This is a genomic window from Psychrobacter sp. JCM 18903 (assembly GCF_000586475.1).
GTDB lineage: Bacteria > Pseudomonadota > Gammaproteobacteria > Pseudomonadales > Moraxellaceae > Psychrobacter.
The window spans coordinates 1-20,570 of sequence record NZ_BAWJ01000030.1; the positions used below are offsets into that span (position 1 = coordinate 1).

At 41.4% G+C, this 20,570-nt stretch carries 13 protein-coding genes and 7 pseudogenes; 9 read left to right on the forward strand and 11 right to left on the reverse strand.

The window, feature by feature from the left end; all coding sequences use genetic code 11:
* Positions 1-644, forward strand: a pseudogene (locus tag TT12_RS13990) (IS256 family transposase); the annotation flags it as partial.
* Positions 645-931: 287 nt separating this feature from the next.
* Here the strand turns inward: TT12_RS13990 and TT12_RS13995 are convergent.
* The 6 genes and pseudogenes from TT12_RS13995 to TT12_RS14020 form a co-directional block, all read right to left on the reverse strand.
* Positions 932-1,510, reverse strand: a complete 579-nt coding sequence (locus TT12_RS13995) for a biliverdin-producing heme oxygenase (protein WP_045456012.1) — start codon at positions 1,508-1,510, stop codon at positions 932-934.
* 142 nt (positions 1,511-1,652) lie between these two features.
* The gene (locus TT12_RS17930; protein WP_045456015.1) at positions 1,653-2,495 is read right to left on the reverse strand and encodes a TonB-dependent receptor domain-containing protein; all 843 of its coding nucleotides are present in this window, start codon (positions 2,493-2,495) and stop codon (positions 1,653-1,655) included.
* A gap of 52 nt (positions 2,496-2,547) precedes the next feature.
* Positions 2,548-2,982 (reverse strand): TonB-dependent receptor domain-containing protein, encoded by a 435-nt coding sequence (locus tag TT12_RS19180; protein ID WP_243443741.1) that lies wholly within the window; start codon positions 2,980-2,982, stop codon positions 2,548-2,550.
* The gene (locus TT12_RS17940) at positions 2,912-4,135 is read right to left on the reverse strand and encodes a TonB-dependent receptor plug domain-containing protein (protein WP_243443742.1); all 1,224 of its coding nucleotides are present in this window, start codon (positions 4,133-4,135) and stop codon (positions 2,912-2,914) included. Before TT12_RS17940 ends, TT12_RS19180 begins: the two co-directional genes overlap by 71 nt.
* A gap of 236 nt (positions 4,136-4,371) precedes the next feature.
* Positions 4,372-4,812 (reverse strand): YbaN family protein, encoded by a 441-nt coding sequence (locus TT12_RS14015; RefSeq protein WP_045456021.1) that lies wholly within the window; start codon positions 4,810-4,812, stop codon positions 4,372-4,374.
* A gap of 614 nt (positions 4,813-5,426) precedes the next feature.
* A pseudogene (locus tag TT12_RS14020) lies at positions 5,427-5,861 on the reverse strand (recombinase family protein); the annotation flags it as partial.
* Between the two features lie 880 nt (positions 5,862-6,741).
* Here TT12_RS14020 and TT12_RS14030 point away from each other — a divergent pair.
* The gene (locus TT12_RS14030; RefSeq protein ID WP_045456027.1) at positions 6,742-7,158 is read left to right on the forward strand and encodes a EutQ-related cupin domain-containing protein; all 417 of its coding nucleotides are present in this window, start codon (positions 6,742-6,744) and stop codon (positions 7,156-7,158) included.
* Positions 7,159-7,628: 470 nt separating this feature from the next.
* Positions 7,629-8,782, forward strand: a pseudogene (locus TT12_RS14035) (NAD(P)/FAD-dependent oxidoreductase).
* Between the two features lie 70 nt (positions 8,783-8,852).
* On the opposite strand, the gene uvrA reads toward TT12_RS14035, so the two are convergent.
* From uvrA to TT12_RS14055, 4 genes and pseudogenes are all read right to left on the reverse strand, one after another.
* A complete protein-coding gene (uvrA, locus tag TT12_RS14040; protein WP_045456030.1) occupies positions 8,853-11,387 on the reverse strand; it encodes an excinuclease ABC subunit UvrA in 2,535 nt (844 codons plus the stop codon).
* A gap of 107 nt (positions 11,388-11,494) precedes the next feature.
* Entirely contained in the window at positions 11,495-12,163 is a 669-nt protein-coding gene (locus TT12_RS17945) for a VOC family protein (RefSeq protein WP_243443743.1), read from the reverse strand.
* A 227-nt stretch (positions 12,164-12,390) separates the two neighbouring features.
* Positions 12,391-13,317, reverse strand: a pseudogene (locus TT12_RS14050) (bestrophin family protein).
* Between the two features lie 117 nt (positions 13,318-13,434).
* Positions 13,435-14,307 (reverse strand): LysR family transcriptional regulator, encoded by an 873-nt coding sequence (locus tag TT12_RS14055; RefSeq protein ID WP_045456034.1) that lies wholly within the window; start codon positions 14,305-14,307, stop codon positions 13,435-13,437.
* 128 nt (positions 14,308-14,435) lie between these two features.
* Between TT12_RS14055 and TT12_RS14060 the strand changes: the two genes are divergently transcribed.
* From TT12_RS14060 to TT12_RS14080, 4 genes and pseudogenes are all read left to right on the forward strand, one after another.
* Entirely contained in the window at positions 14,436-14,768 is a 333-nt protein-coding gene (locus TT12_RS14060) for a DMT family transporter (protein ID WP_207804103.1), read from the forward strand.
* Between the two features lie 222 nt (positions 14,769-14,990).
* Positions 14,991-16,098, forward strand: a pseudogene (locus TT12_RS14065) (S-(hydroxymethyl)glutathione dehydrogenase/class III alcohol dehydrogenase).
* Between the two features lie 143 nt (positions 16,099-16,241).
* Positions 16,242-17,074, forward strand: a pseudogene (gene fghA, locus TT12_RS14070) (S-formylglutathione hydrolase).
* Between the two features lie 370 nt (positions 17,075-17,444).
* Positions 17,445-18,529 (forward strand): annotated as a pseudogene (locus TT12_RS14080) (IS3 family transposase); the annotation flags it as partial.
* Between the two features lie 48 nt (positions 18,530-18,577).
* On the opposite strand, the gene TT12_RS14085 reads toward TT12_RS14080, so the two are convergent.
* Complete coding sequence (locus TT12_RS14085; RefSeq protein ID WP_045456039.1) at positions 18,578-19,033, reverse strand: Lrp/AsnC family transcriptional regulator; 456 nt, start codon at positions 19,031-19,033, stop codon at positions 18,578-18,580.
* A gap of 148 nt (positions 19,034-19,181) precedes the next feature.
* Between TT12_RS14085 and TT12_RS14090 the strand changes: the two genes are divergently transcribed.
* Together TT12_RS14090 and TT12_RS14095 are read left to right on the forward strand one after the other, a co-directional pair.
* Entirely contained in the window at positions 19,182-20,099 is a 918-nt protein-coding gene (locus TT12_RS14090; protein ID WP_227676802.1) for a DMT family transporter, read from the forward strand.
* 148 nt (positions 20,100-20,247) lie between these two features.
* Positions 20,248-20,523, forward strand: a complete 276-nt coding sequence (locus TT12_RS14095; RefSeq protein WP_045456042.1) for a transposase — start codon at positions 20,248-20,250, stop codon at positions 20,521-20,523.
* Positions 20,524-20,570: the final 47 nt, after the last annotated feature.

Genomic DNA, 20,570 nt, shown 5'->3' on the forward strand with positions numbered 1-20,570 from the left:
AACCTTAACGGTAAAAAAGAGCTGCTTGGTATGTGGCTCTCAGAGAATGAAGGCGCTAAGTTCTGGCTAGGTGTTCTCACTGAACTGCAAAACCGCGGGGTGCAAGATATCCTCATTGCCTGTGTCGATGGTTTAAAGGGCTTCCCTGATGCTATCAACACCGTTTATCCAAACGCTCAGGTTCAGCTGTGTATCGTGCATATGCTGCGCTATTCAATGAAGTTTGTGCCATGGACGGATAAGAAGAAAGTAGCGGCTGATTTAAAAGCCATCTACGGAGCTGATACGCTTGAGATAGCCGAGGCCAATCTTGAACACTTTGATGAGACTTGGGGCAAAGATTACCCGCACGTGGTCAAGTCTTGGCGCAATAACTGGGAGGCTTAACGGTGTTCTTTGAGTATCCGAAAGACATCAGAAAAGTGATTTATACCACCAATGCGATAGAGTCGCTAAACAGTGTGATTCGGACGGCAGTGAATAAGCGTAAGGTGTTCCCATCTGATCAGGCAGCATTCAAAGTGGTGTACTTAGCCACCCAGCAGGCGTCTAAAAAGTGGTCGATGCCAATCCGTAACTGGACGTCTGCTCTGAATCGTTTTATGATTATGTTTGATGACCGTATCAGTAAGCATTTAATCTAAATGGCAGTTACACAGAATCTGGGATGGTCTCACAGTCAAGGCGATATTGTCTATACACCGCCCCAGGATTGACCTATACTTTAACTTCCGTACTATAGCTTTGCTTTTTCTTAGTCATGGCAAACTCCTCATCGAGTCGTTAGTTTACTAAGTTTATTTATACGGTTTCCTCAGCATAGCTCAGTGATTACTCAATATGGCATTAAAAAACCGAACGTCTGCTTTAAGGCGCGTTCGAATTACATTGATGACCATGTATGTCAGCAACCATTCAATCTAAATGACCGTTACACCGTTTCTTCAGCATAATTTACTTGTCGAATGACCCTTTTAAAAAATGCAAAGGCATCTTCAGCTCCTTTTAATGCTTGTTGGCGTTGTGTTAGTGTCAATTCTAAGCCATCTAATTGCTCTTTAAATTTACGCCAATGCACCATTCTGCCATCTTTATGTGCAGATAGGTGTTTTGCACCATGATTACTTGTAAGTTCAATTTTTTGAGCTTCTTTATATAAAATTGCGGCGCCTAAATTTGAACCTTCAGAGCAATAAAGCCAACCAATAGATTCAAACTCACTTGGACTAGGTATAGCCTCATCGACTAACATAGTCTTAACGTGAAGGTCTTGCATGTCCATGGCTACTTGTTCTAAGCGTGATAGACTATTAAGTCCCTTAATCTTAAGGTTTAAGCTGGGATTCTCATAGATAGGTTTCAAAACTTCGTGAAAAGCATTTTGTGCTTGTAAAAATTTACTGTAATTTTCTATAGAGGCAAATGGTTCCATAGATAAAACGAGCATGTCAACACTATCATGTGTTTGGCGGGAGTGCTTTTTTAATGCTTCACTAAGAGGTAAGTTCATCACTGTTTCCTATATTTATTAATTTAAGGGGCGCTCTCCCATTTCATCCTATTTAGTTAGCTTTTTTTAGATTGAGCGCACGCCAAAATATTTTTGGGTTTTTATTGATAGTTTTTTATGTATTTTATCCAAGACATATGGGCTAAAATTCGTAGGTTAACCCTACTTTGTAATTTCTTCCTGGTGCCGTAAATCTTTCAATGCCAACCCCTTGGTCATCTACCATAGAGTTGACGTTTAATTCTGCTAACGAACGCAAGTTGTCCCATGGAACATATTTAGCATTAAATAAATTAAACACCCCTGCTGATAGTTTTAAATTAGAACCTAGTCTTTTACTGCCATAAACATCATATACATAAGCCGATTTAGACTTATCAATGTGCTTATAAGGAGCAATGACATTTTCATAAGGCATGTTATAACCATTTGATTCTAAGGTAGCTACTTTTGCGTCTTCAGCATGTTTTCTGCCTAAATACCTTAGATTCGCAGACAGTTGCCAATCCTTTTTAGGGGCTTCATAACCTAACCCGAATGTGACATTCAAAGGCTGAGTCGCAAGTAAGTTGGTTCCTTTATCAGTTTTATCTTTGGCATAACTTAAATTAGCAATTACTCGAATATCTCCTTCTAGGTCAGCAAGCTGTCCAACATCCCATACGCCTCCTAAACGCAATCCATAAGTCTCTGCGTCACCAATATTTTGGGCGCTGAGTATATTTATAGAAAGGGGTGAACAAACCGGTTGGCCGGTCGAATAATCTTCATAGCATCGTTGTTGTTCCTCTTGAGAATTCAACAAACTGATAAAGTCACTATATTTAGTATAGAAACCTATAGCTGTAAAACTTAAATCTTGAAACTGGCCAGACAAGCTAAGTTCATGATTGATAGATTTCTCAGGCTTAAGATGAACATTGGGCGTCAAACTGTTTCCCATCATCTCAAATGCTGAATACATTTGGCTGGTAGCGGGTGCCATGAATCCTGTAGATAGCTGATACTGGGTCTGTAAATATGGCTAAGTTTGTAGTTTATGGAAACATCCCTCCTATATTGTCCATTTTATTATTGTGATCAAACTCGCCATTCTCATAATCAATACGTACCGGATAATATTTGCTCGCCTTCTCGATGCCTTTTTTATTGATTTCATCCATATAGGGTTTGTAGTTATAATTGTCATACCGAAGTCCAATCGTCGTATCGAGCTTTTCCGTTAAATTTATTTTGTCTTGAATGGCCACATTGAAGATATCTTGCTTCACTGAGGGCCCAATAAAATCGTACCAAGAACTGGGGTTGCCTGAAGAAGGAATATAAGTTTCTTCTAAGGTCAATCTATGGTCCGTCTTTGCATATTTTGTATTAACTGACAAAGTATGAGAGCCTAGCTTCTCAGTTTCTAACGGTAAGCTTGTTGCCTCTATACTTAGTTGTATGGTTTTGTCCTCTTGAGGCCGATGCATCACTCCATCTACTATAAGAGTCAGATCCCCATACTTGGCTATAAGTTTCTGTATTAGCCACTCCTGTAATTTTTTGCTGAGTTAAAGTGGTATTGACCTCATCTATGAACTCACTAGTAATAGGTAGGTATCTATGACTGATGCCATAACTTTCTAATTCTGCAGTATCCTTACCAATTCTTGAAGCAAAAGTCTTTCTGGTAAAGTTATTGGATACTCTATCCGTTTTTTGTTTAGTGGCATGAAAACCTAATCGGTTTTCTTCGTTCAAATGGAGGTATAACTTTGCTAACGTTGCCTCTGTTGTATAACTTAATGGGTCAGGTAATATTGCTGCTGTATTAGATCTGTATCCTGTAGAGGGATATTTATAGTCTGGATCATTGATAAAATCATAGGCAGGATCTAGTTTGTTTTTATCGAAATCTAACATTCGGTGATTTTTTGTTTCATGTCCTTCACGATGCACATAATTAATTATTGCCTCAACCTTATCGTTTTTCCCTGCTAAACCAAAAGCGTTACTAAATTCTTCATTGCTATTGCTATAACCTGTTTTGATATAACCACCAAGTTGACGATCAGGTCTTATTAAATCTTCTGGGTCTTTGGTCTTGAAACTAACAGACCCTCCCATTGCACCACTACCAGAATTAAAAGAGTCCGCCCCGACTTCAAACTCCACCTCTGACAGAAGCTCTACATCGGGTGAAAATCGACCCTCAAACATATATCCATAAGCTGAAAATATTTCATTGACTTGCTTATCTGGCAAGCTAACGCCATCTAAGTTTAAAGCTACCCTATTGCCATCTACCCCTCTGATGGCGTAGCCATTGCTACCATATCTTCCTGCATCTGCCACACTTATATCAGGGTTATAACGGACTAAATCTTTATCACTGTCAATTAGGTTGTCTGATATCGTCTTGGCCGTTTTAAGGTCGTCCCCTACATTTATAGGGGGCTGCTTATTAGCATAAACAGTTATCGTGTCCATATGTAACATCGGTAAGTTTTCTTCTTGGTGCTGAGTATCCGCAATGGCTGATTGATACATCAAAGTTCCAACAAGAATACTTAATAGGGTTTTAGACTTACCTTTAAGACTAGGTATATATATCGACTTCTTATAAGTTGAATCCTCGTGCATTCCAAATTTCCTATAGTAAAAATAAGCACAATTTTCTTCACATCAGCCTCGTCGTCAAAGGAAATAATATTAATTGTTAATAACATTGCTGATAGTTTCTTCATATAATAAAACAATATAGTTACATTGTAAACGATAATCATTAACAAATAGGAAAATATATTATCTTAGAGTATTTTACTTTTTGCAAAGGCTTAGCAAGGAGTCAGGAAAACGTCTTGTAATAGTAGGAAAAATTAAGCGTCCGGCAGTCGAGACATCCACACAGTAACAGTGATGCATATTGCGCATGTAACCCAAGCAAGCCACTGCAAACTATCAGAAAATCGGTAAAACAACATACCGCATGACATAGCCATCATTGACCAAGCCAAATATTTTGCCTTACGAGGAATAGCTCGATGCTGCTGCCAGTTCTTTACCATTTCACCGAACACTTTATGTTTGAGAAGCCACTGATTGAATTTATCAGACCCTTTAGCCCAGCATGCTGCCGTTAGTAAAATGAAAGGGGTGGTAGGTAATACTGGAAGAATAATACCGACTAAGCCTATGAAGAAGAAAAAACCGCCTAGCGCCATAAATAATATTCGTATTATGCGGTTATGATGAATTTGGTTGAGCATTACTTTTTTTTGTAAATTCGATGAATTTGTTGAAGGTTGCACATTGTTCATAAGAAAGTAGCTCGATAGTTAAAGAGTAGCAGCCAGTTATTTAGCGAACTGCGAATATTTTTATTAGAGAATAAACTGTATTTGCAGGTAGTTTTTTACAGATTATTGTAAATGATAATCATTCAATTATCAAAATTATGATATGTTACTACCCCAATCATTCCAATGAATGAGTGTTTTACGATTTATATTGAATATTTTTGATAAAAGTAGGGCAGTATTTTTTTATGTGAACTAATAGATACTTATATTACAGACCTATACTATCAATCCTGTAGAACTTGACTTAGGGGGTTTTATTTACGCAGTCTGATAATGAAAGTCAAACCACATTTTTCTTGGCGTTCTATAGCTTAAACGCTATTGAATTCTACTGCTAGCATAGCCACTATCTTGCCTCGGGGCGTAATACTGCTTCGCTTCCTCCTTCCTCATTTAAGAAGTCTCATTCATCCTGAGCTGCCTAGCTACTTTGCCGTTGTCGTTGTCATCTGCTAGTTTTTGACGGTTTCAGTCATAAAAGCGGCACTATGAGTCCTGGTTATCTTAGTCATGATAAACGCTCTATTAAGTCTTTAATTTACCAAAACGGGTTCTACAGTTTTTTCAGCATAGCTTAATCCCTGCTTGATACGCTCTCTACGCTTGTCGTTATCAAGCTTTGCCATCGTTGCTAACAAGTCGATCAGCATATGGTTAATCACTGTTAGGATATCACCTGTCATGCCCATACTTACCGTATGCGTGGTTGGTAGATCAGCCACCACCAATCGTAAGCCTTTATCTTTGATACGCTGCTTTAAGATCGCAAAATCATCTTGAGATAGCCGGCTTAATCTATCCACGCTTTCAACCAGCAGAATATCGCCTTCTTCAGCATCATTGAGTAACAGAGTGAGTGCTGGTCTATCAAGCTTCGTACCACTGAAATGCTCTACGTACTCAACATGGTTATCATCATAGCTTTGGCTAAAGCTAATCAAGTCAGACAACGCTCTCTTAGCGTCTTGATCCTTAGTACTGGCTCTCACATAAATACGAACGGTCATAACGCCCCCTCTATTACTTAGACTTAATCATTAATGTTTATTGATAATAGCAGGATATTACTATCATTTGATAATAGAAAAAAGTCTAATGATAGATAGATTATCATTTAAAGGTTTTATATTTTGGGTATAGGCTAATGATAGGAAAAAAGCACAGCAGCCAGTCTTATAATTCAAAAGTCTGTTATAGATGGTTCCATGCTAACAGTCTGCTTTAAGTAGTCTGTTAATAGGTTTGAAAGGTAAAATAACTGGTTTCCTTGGGGTATACCCTAATTTACAATCCACACTTTAAATTAATAAGTCCAAAAAAGACTTGTTGGTAATTTTCATATCATTCAAAGTAGTTAGCTAACTCTCCCAAGCATAAGATACTTATCCAATAGAATTAAGCTGCCTAGTTTAGTTTTTGCATTGGCGTAAACTTACAAACAATCAAATGGAAAAATTATTATGAAGTCTAAGCTAGTCATTGTGGTGCTCATACTGTTATTTTTATCTGGTTTGTCAGGGCTACTGGAAATTGTGTTTTACAACGGTATTAATGCCGATGGTATATTGCAAGAAAGTTTCTTTTTGCCGTTATCCTTCATATTGGCAACACTAGCGGTCGTACTTTATATATGCTCAATAGTAACTAAACTAATATCTGCAAAGCTCAAATGCTGATGATGGAAGCCTTATTTATACTCTGCAATTATCTTCTATTATTACTAACATGTAAAAGTCATTTGATTCTAATGCTGGTTATCATTTCTCATAAACAATGTAAAGTAGGCGTTATAGATCAGATAGTAAGTAACGAGCTGAATCTATAGTGCTAAAAAACATATGATTTACAGATACTGATCTTTAAGTCAACCTTATTAGGATTAAAATAATGACTCTTTCCGTAAACAAAAACAATGTAGACTCACTTGCTCAAGAGTCTGGTATCCAACTTATTAAAGCAGGTACTTATAAGCTAAACCAACTCGCTGGCTTACTTGAAGTTAACAACCTAAAAAGTCAAATGGCAGAAGTTAATGTCACCGATAATGCCAATGGCTTAACGGTTGGTTTTTTTGCCATGCAACCTGGTGTTGATTTTGAGTTTACTTATGAATTTGTAGAATACAAAGTAATCACTAAAGGTAAGATTGTGATGCGAGACTTACAAGGCAACAAGTATGTGGCAGAAGTAGGTGATATCTTACTATTTACACCTAACGTGACGGTTATATTTGATGGCGAAAGTGATGGTGAGGCAGTTTATACCGCACATCGCAGTGCTGATAACATGTTTGCACCTAAGTAAAATTTCAGGCTTATTATGAAAAATACATGATGAGCCTGTTAGCTGATTTCATGGTTGTTAATAACGATTTGAACAAGTCATCTGCCTTCGATCTATTGAGGAGGTAGATACATCAAGTACTCACGATTAAGCTTCTAATATTCATGATTGTGATGGCCATAAGCTCACCATTTCCTGCCACGTAAAAGCCTGATTTATGATTTTAGCTTTCATGAATCTCACCTCATAATGACAGCAGTCTATTAGTTACTCTGGTTTTCATAACCTACCTTGCGAATAGATTGTCAGTTATTTGAATATGTTATTGTCTAGGACAACGTTATGAATATAATCACACCTAAAATTGTCGTTATTGGCGGCGGTGCTGGTGGTTTAGAGCTTGTAACCCAATTAGGACACAAGTTAGGAAAGAAAAAGCAAGCGATATATTATTAATAGATAAAAACCGTACTCATATTTGGAAACCGTTACTGCATGAAGTCGCGACAGGCTCTATTGATTCTGATTTAGATGGTGTGGTGTACTCGGCGCATGCTGCTCAGCATCATTACCACTTTCAGCTGGGGGAATTTGATAATATTGATCAAAAAACTAAAACCATCACTCTTGCTGCACTGTATGATGAATCAGGCCATACTATCTTGCCGGAACGCCACGTGCACTACGATCATCTTGTTATTGCCATTGGCAGCATAAGTAACGACTTCAATACCCCTGGGGTGAAGGAAAACTGCTACTTTTTGGACTCAACTCAGCAAGCTCAACGTTTTCAGCATTCATTGCTTGATGGTTTTACGCGTCTTCATCAAGATGATAACCAGCAGCAAGCACTTAATATCGCCATTGTTGGTGGAGGTGCAACGGGAGTAGAACTTTCAGCTGAGCTGTACCATGTGTCTAATCTATTAAAGCTATACGGCTTGACAAATATGTCGCCGAAACGTTTACACATCCATTTAATTGAAGCGGGACCACGCATTTTACCTGCCTTGCCTGAGCGTATTGCATCAAGTGCTAAGCGCGAATTATTGAAACTAGGCGTTCATGTACGTGAACATACACAGGTGAAAGAGGCGACGAAGTACGGCTTTATTACGAAAGATGATGAGCAGATTGAGGCTGATATCATGGTATGGGCGGCAGGCGTAAAAGCCCTGATTTTATTAAAGATTTGGGGGTTTTTGAGCTTACTTCTAATAATCAAATTCGGGTAAATAAATTTTTACAAAGCACGGTTGATGACAGTATCTTTGTATTAGGCGATTGCTGCGCCTTCACCCAAACCGATGGCAAACAAGTGCCACCGCGCGCGCAATCTGCACATCAAATGGCAAAATGTGTTGAAAAAAATATAATTGCAACGCTAAGAAAGCAGCCACTACGAGGTTTTACCTATAACGATTATGGGTCACTGGTTAATCTATCACGTTACGGTACTGTGGGAAACTTAATGGGTAATCTCACCAATAACAGCTTTTTCATTGAAGGAAAGATTGCCCGTTTTATGTACATATCGCTCTATCGCATGCATCAAATGTCTATTCATGGTGCCTTCAAGACATTTGCTTTATGGATCAGCGAAAAAATATTACGCATAGGTCGTCCAAAGATCAAATTACATTAAGCAAAACGACAGCGATAAACTGATTATCGCTGTCGTTTTTTGCACTGTCATAAGAGGTTTGCGACGGGCACTAGAAGCGCATGAAAGGTGCAGTTCGGCTGGTCTTCGACTCAGCGACTGTTTCAGGTAATCCTTGCGCCACGATAAGGCCACCTGCATCACCTGCACCAGGGCCAATATCAATTACCCAATCACTATTACTAGCAACCTGCATGTCGTGTTCGACCATGATAACGCTGTTACCGGCATCAACAAGTCCATTCAATTGCGCCATCAACATCGAGATATCTTTTGGGTGCAAACCCGTTGTTGGCTCATCTAGGATATACAGCGTATCGCCGCGCTGCGTTCGCTGCAATTCAGTGGCAAGTTTAATACGTTGGGCTTCACCGCCAGATAGCTCAGTTGCTGGTTGGCCAAGTCGTAAGTAGCCAAGCCCGACTTGTAGCAAGGCACTTAATGCTCGCAAGATAGCAGGGTCGTCTGCAAAGAATTCATAAGCTGATTCAACCGTGAGCGCCAGCACATCGGCGATGTTTTTGTCATGATACGTGACCTCTAGCGTGTCCTCATTGTAGCGCTGTCCGTGACAGACTTGGCAAGGCGAATAGACGCTAGGAAGAAACAGTAGCTCGACACTCACAAAGCCTAAGCCTTCACAATTAGGACAACGACCTTTAGTCGTGTTGAATGAAAAACGCCCTGCGTTGTAACGACGAGATTTTGCCTCGCTCGTTGACGCGAATAGCTTACGGACATGATCAAACAGTCCGGTATAGGTAGCAAGGTTTGAGCGCGGCGTACGCCCAATGGCTTTTTGATCGACGGTTACCAGTCGTTTGACATCATCCATACCCTCAATGATTTGTCCACCGGTTGGCGTCTCCAACTCTTGCTCAAGTAGATCGGCTTCGCCAGTTGGAGCTTCAACCGTTTGTTTTTGTCCTAGAGCCTCATAAACGAGCTCTACCAAAGCTTGACTCACTAGACTCGACTTGCCTGAACCTGATACACCCGTGACAGTAGTCATCACACCCAATGGAAAACCGACATCCAGCTCTTGTAAGTTATTACGCGTAATCCCTGTAAGTTTAAGCCACGCTGTCGGCTCTCTTGGTGTGCGTTTTACGATAGCGTCAGTGCTGAACAGATAGCGGCTGGTATGCGAGTGAGTCACGTCGCGCAATCCCTCTACAGGACCACTATAAATCACCTCGCCGCCATGAGTACCCGCATTGGGGCCAACGTCTACGATCCAATCAGCGTGTCTGATGACGCTCACATCATGCTCGACGACAAACACTGAGTTACCAGCGGCAATGAGCTCATCTAAGGCACTTAGTAATGCTTGGGTATCTGCTGGATGAAGACCAGCGGATGGTTCATCTAGTACATAAACCACCCCAAAAAGTTGTGAGCGAATTTGAGTGGCTAGGCGTAAGCGTTGTAGCTCACCAGGAGATAGTGTAGGTGTGGTGCGCTCAAGTGATAAGTACCCCAAACCCAATAGGGTCAGTGCTTTTACCCGAGATAACATATCACTGGCAATGCGCTGAGCGACGATAGCCTTTTCACGATTTGCCATATTGTCAGTTGGGACTTTATTGGCCGCAGTCTCAAGCTTGCGCGCCAGTTCGATAAAGGTCAGTTGCGACAGCTCCCCAATATCGAGTCCTGCGAACGTAACGGATAGTGATTCTTTTTTCAGTTTTTTACCATCACATTCCGGACATACAGAGATTTGCATAAACTGAGAAACGCGCTTTTTTGTCAATGAGCTCTGAGTAGTGGCAAAAGAATGCAGTATGAAGCGCTTTGCACTCGAAAACGTGCCCATATAGTTGGGCTTTTCGCCGCTCTCAATCGCTTTTCTTACTTGCTCAAGGCTGTATTCAGGGTAGACAGGAACGGTTGGGGTTTCATCTGTAAACAAGATCCAATCGCGGGTTTCTTTTGGCAGTTTATGCCAAGGCGTGTCAATATCGTAGCCGAGTGACACCAGTATGCGGCTTAGGTTTTTGCCTTGCCACGCTGGTGGCCATGCTACGATAGCACGCTCTCGAATGGTTTTGGTGTTATCAGGTACTAGTAACTCTTCGGTGACTTCAAACACGCGGCCAATACCAGAGCAAGTAGGACAGGCACCCTCAGGTGTATTTGGCGAAAACGCATCGCCATACAATATCTCTTGACCGGTAGGATAATCTCCAGCTCGTGAATAGAGCATGCGTAGCCCGTTTGAGATAGAAGTAACACTGCCTACTGATGAGCGCACTGAGGGCGTACCTCGTTGTTGTTGTAGAGCAACTGCTGGCGGCAGACCTTCTACCATATCAACATCAGGCTCATCAACCTGATCTATCAATCGACGCGCATAAGGGGATACTGAATCTAAATAACGACGTTGTGACTCAGCAAATAAAGTGCCAAAAGCAAGTGATGACTTACCTGATCCTGATATACCGGTAAAAACAACCAGTGCATCACGAGGTAAATCTACATCGATATTCTTTAAGTTGTGAACGCGAGCTCCCCTGACTCGAACACTGTGGTCAGTGTCACAGAGAATGTCTTTATTGATATGTTTATTGTTATTGGTAGCCATAAACAGGCGACTCCTATTGAATTGTATTTCTTGATTTTAAATATATTTGGATTTTGCTCATTGACGTTTGCAGTCATGGATAAGTGTTATTTATCTATTGATATTCTTTATAAAAGGTTGAAGGTAATAAGAAAGATCTTAATGTTTTTTTTGTTATTGCAGAGCCTATGTTTAACGTACACAGTACGCGGACTCACATAAATAGACAGAATATCAAGTGTCACAAAATTGATTTTAATGACAAAAGGGTCCTGCAAAATTTGCAGGACCCTTTTTACGGTAGTATTGATACTAATATTAGTGGTTACGAACGAGCGGTCCGTAATACTACTATTATGCTTCTTTGAAGCAATAAACGGCAAGCTTATTACCATCCAGGTCACGAACATAAGCCGCGTAAGCTTAGGTGCCCAATCGCGTGTACCAGGTTGGCCTTCATCTTGAGCACCAGCGCTCAATGCTGCTGCATGAAATGCGTCAATAGCAGCGCGACTTGGTGCTTCAAAGCTCACCATATTGCCATTACCAACACTAGCTGGTTGACCGTTATTAGGTTTCATAACAAATAACGATGGTGCGTCTACGCCCCATATTGAACCATTATCACCTAGGTCAGCAATGCGTTTAAGCCCTAGAATCTCTAAAACGTTGTCATAGAATGTACGTGCTTGATTAACATCGTTAGTGCCAAGGGTAACGTGAGTAAAAATGCTCATGTGTTGTTCTCCAGTTGTGGATGATTTTTTATCAATAGTTTTTCTATCGAGTTGCAACAAGTTTGCCGCGTTGTCTGTCGATGGAAACCATCATACGTTATTCCATATAAAAGATAATGGGTCTAAAAAGAAAATAACTTTTACCATAAGGTAATAATTATTTTCTTGATAGAAGCGCGTATATCCACTTATGTTTGAGCAATGCCATTATTTGTTCTGTCACCATCAAGACTGTTTATATAACTACTCAGCCAGAGACTTAAGGCTAACTGCTTACGCAAAATAATTTACTGTAAGTAGCCATTCTTAGATTTTATATCGGGCGGCAGATCGGTTTCTCCCAGTGCCTCTAGTAAGTTAATTTCGATGGTACGCGACAGAGCACTCAGTGGTAGATTGTTAGCGGCCAAGCCAAAAGGCGATTCCAACTCCTCACTAAGAGCATCTAGACCAAAAAAAGTATAGGCGATCACTGCACAGACAAACGGAGTAGCCCATCCCAGAGATGACACCAAACCAAAAGGCAACATAAAGCAATATAAGTAGGTGGTGCGATGTACTAACAGCATATAAGCAAATGGTAGTGGCGTATAATGAATGCGCTCGCAGGCGGCCAAAACTACAGTCATAGAGGTCAGCCGTTCATCCATGTTCTGTACTAGAAATTCCGATAATAATCGCTCACGTCGGCTATAACCGACCTTTTTCCCCATCAGCCGCAGCAGGTACTCGGGCAGATTTTGCGCTTGGCGCATGCTGACGTGGTGCTCGGGTTCTACAAAACGATCAACGTCCTGCCAAGGTTCAGTGTCACGTAGTCGATGGCGCAAAGCATGAGTAAAGGCGATGGTTAGGTGAATCATACGGCGCTGGGTTTGTCGTCCAGTCTCCGTTTCTTCATCCATAAATGAGAGCACTTGGCGGGCCAAGCTACGAGCATCCACTACTAGCTGACCCCATTGACCCCTAGCTTCCCATCAGCGTTGATAGCTGGCATTGTTACGAAAGCCGAGGAACAATGATAAAGCAACCCCTAGAAAAGTGAAGGGAGCCGTACTATAAGAGGAGAAGAAGCCTGGAAACCAGTACTGGATGCCTGCTATTAGAGTACTAAGCAAGATGGTGAGAAAAATCTGAGGATAAATTTTTGGTAGGATAGAGCCGCGCAAGGTAAAAAACAGCTTGAGTGCGTTCGGTTTTTGCTTGACGATCATGTCAGCCTCCTAACGATCGAGTTGGTTAGAGTAGTGTGCAAGACCTCCAAGTAATTAGATGATTTATCTTTCGAGGTGCGAGGCCTTAAAGTATGGGTAGTTCTTACTATCACCCAGTTAGGGTTTAGATAAATGTGCTGCTAAATAATCTAGTAGCAGCCTAATTTTTGGCGACAAATGGCGATTATGAGTATAAACGGCCCAAATACCTTCTTCAGGTTCTCTAAAGTTATCCAATAAGCTGACAAGCTCCCCCGACTCTAAGTGCTTTTGTACGTAATAATCAGGTAGCTGCACAATACCCAATCCCTTTATAGCCGCATCGACTAAACTATAACCGCTGTTATAGCGCACTCTACCTGCCACTCGAATATTTTTCTCTTTACCCGATTCTTTAAAGTGCCAGTAGTCTAGCGTACCCAACAAACAGTTATGTTGACCAAGCTCGGTTAGAGAATGCGGTATGCCGTATTTTTCAATATAAGAGGGCGACGCGCAGACAAAATTAGTGCGACTACTGAGCTTTTTTGCCATCATGGTCGAATCACGAAGCTTTCCGATGCGAATGGCCAAATCATAGCTGTCTTCAACCAAATCAAGCTGTTGATTACTCAGAAGTGCAGTTACTTCAATATCATCATATTGCACCATAAAGTCATTCACCAATGGTATTAATTGTCGCTCTCCATAAGTGACAGGAGCTGTCAGTTTAATCATGCCTTGCGGTTTTGATTGCAAGTGAGTCACTGCTTGTTCCGCGGCATCCAGACCATCAAGTACCCCACGGCAGTGCTGATAAAAAACATTACCTTCTTCTGTTAATGAGACCTTACGAGTCGTTCGATAGAGCAATTTAATATTGAGACGTTGCTCTAAGGCGCTTACCTGTCGACTCACTTGGGCGGTCGAGATGCCTATTTTTTTTGCAGCTTTCGTAAAACTTTCATATTCAGCCACGTAGACGAACTCACTAATGCCATCCCATTTCATAATTATTACCTATATGTAAAAGATACTTTCGAATATAGCATATTATCATCTAATCAGAAATAGATATAATACAAGCACAAATTCAAAAGAGCTCCAGTTCATTGTAACTAAGCTTGCTAATATAAGAGGTGAAAGATGAGTTGGATGTTTCTTTTTTTGGAGTAGTCGCAGAAGCTTTGTCTCATGTTGCATTAAAGGAGACAGATGGCTTCACTAAGCCGTTAGCAAGTATGTTAGTTCTATTAGGACATCTGGCTGCCTTTGTTTTTTTAGGACAGGCCATGAAAGGAATGCCGGTTGGTATTGTTCATGCATTGTGGGCAGGACTTGCAATAGTGACAGTAACGGCATTATCGTCTGTTATCTACCGACAACATCTCGATTTGAGCACTTGGATCGGCATGGGGTTGGTTGCAGTAGGCGTTGCTACCATTAGCCTATCACAAGGGCATAGCCATTGATTTAGAGTGGCAACGCGCGGCCCTAAATCTTTCTAATTAGCTCTATTAGCTGAGGCTAGAAGATAATAGAAAGTCAGTAGAATACCCTTATCACAAAGTGATAAAGTAAATAGAGATCAAATTTTTCGCTCAGCTCAACATGGTGTTCTAGAAATATGTCTGAGTTGAACAGGGACAACAATCAACTAACCAAAAAGAGAGACTCTTATGTCAGATAAATTTATTAAATCGAAAGCCGCCATTGCTTGGGGGCCAAATCAGCCGCTATCTATCGAAGAAGTGGATGTCATGCTGCCACGTAAAGGCGAAGTATTGGTAAAGATCATCGCCAGTGGCGTTTGTCATACCGATGCCTTTACCTTATCTGGTGAAGACCCAGAAGGCGTATTCCCAGCGATTTTGGGTCATGAGGGTGGCGGTATCGTTGAGCAAATCGGCGAAGGCGTGACCAGTGTCCAAGTTGGCGATCATGTTATCCCTTTATACACCGCAGAATGTGGCGTCTGTAAAATGTGTACCTCAGGCAAAACCAATTTGTGTTCAGCCGTGCGCGAGACCCAAGGTAAAGGTCTGATGCCAGACGGTACCACGCGTTTTTATAAAGATGGTGAGCCAATTTATCATTACATGGGCTGCTCAACTTTTTCTGAATATACTGTCTTGCCAGAGATTTCATTGGCTAAAGTCAATAAAGAAGCGCCATTAGAAGAAGTTTGCTTGCTAGGTTGTGGCGTCACGACTGGTATGGGCGCGGTCATGAACACTGCAAAAGTCGAAGAGGGTGCTACGGTCGCTATCTTTGGCATGGGCGGTATTGGTCTGTCAGCGGTCATCGGTGCTGCAATGGCAAAAGCCAGCCGCATCATTGTGATTGATATCAATGAAAGCAAGTTTGAGTTAGCCAAAAAACTAGGCGCAACTGACTGTATTAATCCAAAAGATTATGACAAACCAATTCAGGAAGTCATCGTTGAGTTAACCGATGGCGGTGTTGATTATTCGTTTGAATGTATCGGTAACGTCGATGTGATGCGTTCCGCGCTTGAGTGCTGCCATAAAGGCTGGGGCGAGTCGGTTATTATCGGCGTGGCTGGTGCAGGTAAAGAAATTTCAACCCGTCCATTCCAGTTAGTGACTGGTCGTGTCTGGAAAGGTTCAGCATTTGGCGGCGTGAAAGGTCGTACGGAATTGCCAGGTTATGTTGAGCGCTATCTAGCGGGCGATCCCATTACAGGATTTCATTACTCATACCATGCCATTAGAAGACATCAATGAAGCGTTTGACTTGATGCATAAAGGCGAGAGTATTCGTACGGTTATTCATTTTTAAGAATGAGTCATCATGATCTTTTTTAACAAATGATCGGTCATTTATAGGTGATTAACATTAAGTAGTTATGTTGTCATGATAACAGTGCTGTCTCTTTTTGGGGGCAGCATTTAATGTTTTAACAGAGGTGTTTTAGTATGTCCATAGAGAATATTAGTGTCAATAAAAGTTTTGGTGGCTGGCATAAGCAGTATAGCATCATTCAAAATCATTAAATTGTAGTATGCAGTTTGCTATTTACTTGCCGCCTCAGATGGGCAGTGGTACAAAAGTCCCTGTCCTTTATTGGTTGTCAGGCTTGACCTGCACAGATGAGAACGTCATGCAGAAGTCTGGGATACAGCGTATTGCTGCAGAATTGGGTATCGCTATTGTCGCCCCAGATACTAGCCCTCGTGGTGAAGATGTTGCTGATGATGCAGCCTACGATTTAGGTCAAGGGGCAGGATTCTACGTTAATGCTACTGAGATGCCTTGGAGCAAGCACTACCAGATGTATGATTATGTGGTCAATGAGTTGCCTGAGTTAATTGAGGCATCGTTTCCAGTATCTGATAAGAGAGCCATTTCTGGTCATTCGATGGGTGGTCTTGGTGCGTTGAACATTGGCATGCTTAACCCAGAGCGCTATAGTTCAATATCTGCTTTTAGTCCTATCAGTAACCCTGTGAATTCTCCATGGGGACAAAAAGCTTTTACTGCTTATTTAGGTGAAGATAAAGCCAATTGGCTGAACTACGATCCTAGTGAGCTCATGAAACGAGCAACTGAATTAGTTCCTGCTAAAGTAGATCAGGGTGAGTCTGACAACTTCCTTGTAGAGCAGCTCAAGCCAGAAGCTTTACTCGCAGCTGCAGAATCAAACGATTATCCTTTAATGTATCAATTGCATGAGGGCTATGACCATAGTTACTATTTTATCGCCAGCTTTATTGAAGAGCATTTGCGCTTTCATGCCAAACATCTAAGTCAGTAAACTGAACAACTGATGAAATATTTGGTGGTGTTCTAAAAAGTATGCTGGCGCTAAAAATCAATAAGAAGTCTATGCTAAGTTCTCTGATTCTATATGGCTTTCAAAGCTTCAAAAATTGTTCAAATTTTGATCAGCATACTTTTTGACACACCACCGAATATTTATGGTAAGTACACCATGAAGTGCACTGTGGCTATTTCAGCGAGTTAAAGCGTTGATACCATTCGCCCACAGCTTAGCGTTCAAGTCCTCACTAGGGAACCGAACCATAGGTATAATCCAGTGAGTAGATAGGGCGGTAATCCCCCCAATAAATAAGAACACCTAGAAATAGAGATTAACTGCTAAAATATACCAGCAGGAGACTCCTATGAAAAAGACACGCTTTACTGATAATCAAATCGTTAACATCCTCAAACAAGCAGAACAAGGCGTCCCTATTGCTGACTTGTGCCGTGAGCACAATGTCGGCCAAAGCACCTTTTACAACTGGCGTTCTAAATATGGTGACATGGATGCTGCGCTCATCAGCCGCCTCAAAGAGCTTGAAGTTGAGAATGCTCGATTAAAAAAGATGTACGCTGATGAATGTCTTAAATCAGACATATTACAGGATGCCATGTCAAAAAAGTGGTAGCGCCCCTCAGGCGCAAAGAGATGGCTTGTCACTATATTAAAGAGCATGGCATCAGTATCCGCAGGGCTTGCCTGATCTTTAATATCAGCGTCACCTGTTATTATCACAAGTCGTTAGCAACGGATGAGAATCAGCAGATCGCGCACTTGCTTATAGAGCTGACCGAGCAGAACAAGAACTGGGGCTTTGGATTGTGCTTTTTAAGCCTGCGTAATGTACTGGGGCTACCATACAACCATAAGCGCGTGTATCGCATTTACCGTGAGCTTGAACTGAACCTTAGAATTAAACCTAAGCGTCGCATTAAGCGCGCTAAACCGCTACCCTTGGCTGTACCAGATAAAATAAACCAAAGCTGGAGCGTGGACTTTATGCATGATGCCTTAACTGATGGCAGCGGCTTTAGACTATTCAATGTCATTGATGATTACAACCGTGAAGCCTTAACGGTTGAGATCGACTTCTCATTACCCGCTCACAGAGTCATACACAGTTTAAATCAGCTGATTGAATACCGAGGTAAAACGGTTCAAGTGAGATGTGATAACGGACCTGAATATCTTAGTAGTGCGCTCAGAAACTAGGCTTTCGATCAAGGCATCACCATTAGTTGTATTGAGCCTGGCAATCCACAACAAAATGCTTATGTGGAGCGTTTTAACAGAACGATGCGCTATGATTGGTTGAACCAAGAGCTGTTTACGGATTTAGATCAAGTCCGTCAGCAAGCAGAGGATTGGTTATATCACTACAATTACGAGCGCCCGAACATGGACAATGGCGGCTTTACGCCGATACAGAAACTAAACCACGCAGCTCAATTCTATTTGATAAGTGTCTTATGGTTGGGACGATTACCTACCATATCACGTAAAAATAGGCAACGTTGTTTTATTAATCACTTTTCTCACTGATAAGTGGGTATGTATGCCTTTAACGCTAGTAAGCTTATGCAATTTACGAGTAAACTCTTCATAATCATTGAGGTCTGCGCTGACTACTTCCAATAAGTAATCATAAGGGCCCGAAACAACATGTCCATTGATTACCTCATCCATCTCGGATAACGCTTGTTCGAAGGCTGTAATCGATCCTTCTTGATGGTTGCTCAGACTGACTTCCACAAAAAAGCTCATCGTAATGCCAGCTTTAGCTCTATTTATGTTCGCTTGGTAACCCTCTATATAAAATTCATCTTCTAAACGTTTCAGGCGCCTAGCACAAGGTGAGGGTGACAGACCAATGCGCTCGGCTAATTCAGCTGTTGATAAGCGTCCTTCTTTCTGAAGCGCTTCCAAAATATGACGGTCGATTCTGTCCATATATTGCCTTTCTGGTTTTTTCAGCCAATAATTCTATATTATTTGGCATTATCCGCTAAATAACTATAGATTTGCAATAAATGAATAGAGATAAAAGCGCGATTTTTGATTGATAATTAGGCTTTATATACAAGCATAAGCCATCCATATGAATACCATTTCTCAGCCCTCATCACGTAAAAACCCCTTGTTTACACTATCTCCGCTGATGAAAGGCTATGCGGCGATGATTGTTGTGATATTGATTTGGTCAGGCTTTGCATTAACGGTAAGGGCGGTCGGGGCATCGTCGTTAAGCATTGCTGATGTCATGGTCATTCGATTTAGCGTGCCATTACTTTTATTGACGCCTTGGGTATTCTCTAGTTTGAAGGAAATCAGAAACATTAGAGGGGCTGATGCCATTTTTATTTTATTTGGCGGTGCTCCTTTTCTGTTGCTTGCCACTTTTGGCGCGAGCACTGCTCCTGCAGCTTACGTTGGTACTATTTTGACAGGGACGCCAGTATTCTTTGCCGCACTCTTATCCTTTGTTTTTTATCGCCAACGTATATCGCTAAAGAAATTTTTGGCATTCATGATTATTTTCTTTGGCGTAGCCACGATGATGGTGGGAAATGCAGGGCCAACACCTAATAGTCTGCTACAGGGTATGACCTTTCTAGTGATTGCGAGTTTGGTTTGGGCAGGTTACACATTAGGTTTAAAAAGTACGAGTTTGAGTCCAGTAGCGGTTGCTATCGTCCTTTCTTATACCGCATTTTTGGTGACATTAGTGATGATTCTATCTGGACTTTTAGAGACCAACCTCGGGGCTGTTTCGTTTGACGATGCCCTACCTTTTATCTTAATACAGGGCGTTGGTGTTGGTATTGTCTCAACCATTGGGTTTTCTTATGCGGTCAACAAGCTCGGTTCCATTCGCACCTTATTGCTTGGCTCCTTGTCTCCTGGATTAACCGCTTTACTCGCAGCATTAATACTCAATGAGTCTTTATCAATCGCAATGATGTGCGGCATCGTGTTAAGCACAGTTGGCGTCATTTTATCTAATCGAGCGAAGTAAGAGCTGTCCTCATTTTAAAAATGAGCGTCAAAAATAAAAGCTTAATCTTTCATCGAGTAGTGTTCTTGAGCCTTTTATCTATGTGTAGTGGCATAATAAATTAGGACAGCACGGAAGAGGTTTATACTAACCCAAAGAGGAAAATAGTATGACCACCAAACGCAACCAATACACCCGAGAATTCAAATTAGAAGCGATTAGCTTAGTTGTTGATCACAAACGTAAAATACCTGACGTGGCCAATTCCTTAGGGATAGGTAAATCCACCTTGCAGAAATGGCTGAGTCAATACCGTCAAGAAATGAGTGGCCAAGCGCCTAAAGTCGGCAACGCTTTAACGGATGAACAGCGCGAGCTCCAAGATCTGCGTAAACAGGTTAAGCGGCTGACTATGGAGCGCGACATCTTAAACGAGGAGGGATAAAACGAAGCACTGCTTCGTCCCGACGCAAGACGAGAGCTATGCTCAAG

Excerpts from the sequence above, each read along its gene's own strand:
- TT12_RS14030 (WP_045456027.1), top strand. The coding sequence starts at position 6,742 with ATGACTCTTTCCGTAAACAAAAACAATGTAGACTCACTTGCTCAAGAG.
- TT12_RS19180 (WP_243443741.1), bottom strand. The coding sequence starts at position 2,982 with ATGCATCGGCCTCAAGAGGACAAAACCATACAACTAAGTATAGAGGCA.
- uvrA (WP_045456030.1), bottom strand. The coding sequence starts at position 11,387 with ATGGCTACCAATAACAATAAACATATCAATAAAGACATTCTCTGTGAC.
- TT12_RS13995 (WP_045456012.1), bottom strand. The coding sequence starts at position 1,510 with ATGAACTTACCTCTTAGTGAAGCATTAAAAAAGCACTCCCGCCAAACA.
- TT12_RS14095 (WP_045456042.1), top strand. The coding sequence starts at position 20,248 with ATGACCACCAAACGCAACCAATACACCCGAGAATTCAAATTAGAAGCG.
- TT12_RS14055 (WP_045456034.1), bottom strand. The coding sequence starts at position 14,307 with ATGAAATGGGATGGCATTAGTGAGTTCGTCTACGTGGCTGAATATGAA.
- TT12_RS17940 (WP_243443742.1), bottom strand. The coding sequence starts at position 4,135 with ATGCACGAGGATTCAACTTATAAGAAGTCGATATATATACCTAGTCTT.
- TT12_RS14090 (WP_227676802.1), top strand. The coding sequence starts at position 19,182 with ATGAATACCATTTCTCAGCCCTCATCACGTAAAAACCCCTTGTTTACA.
- TT12_RS17930 (WP_045456015.1), bottom strand. The coding sequence starts at position 2,495 with ATGGCACCCGCTACCAGCCAAATGTATTCAGCATTTGAGATGATGGGA.
- TT12_RS14085 (WP_045456039.1), bottom strand. The coding sequence starts at position 19,033 with ATGGACAGAATCGACCGTCATATTTTGGAAGCGCTTCAGAAAGAAGGA.
- TT12_RS14015 (WP_045456021.1), bottom strand. The coding sequence starts at position 4,812 with ATGAACAATGTGCAACCTTCAACAAATTCATCGAATTTACAAAAAAAA.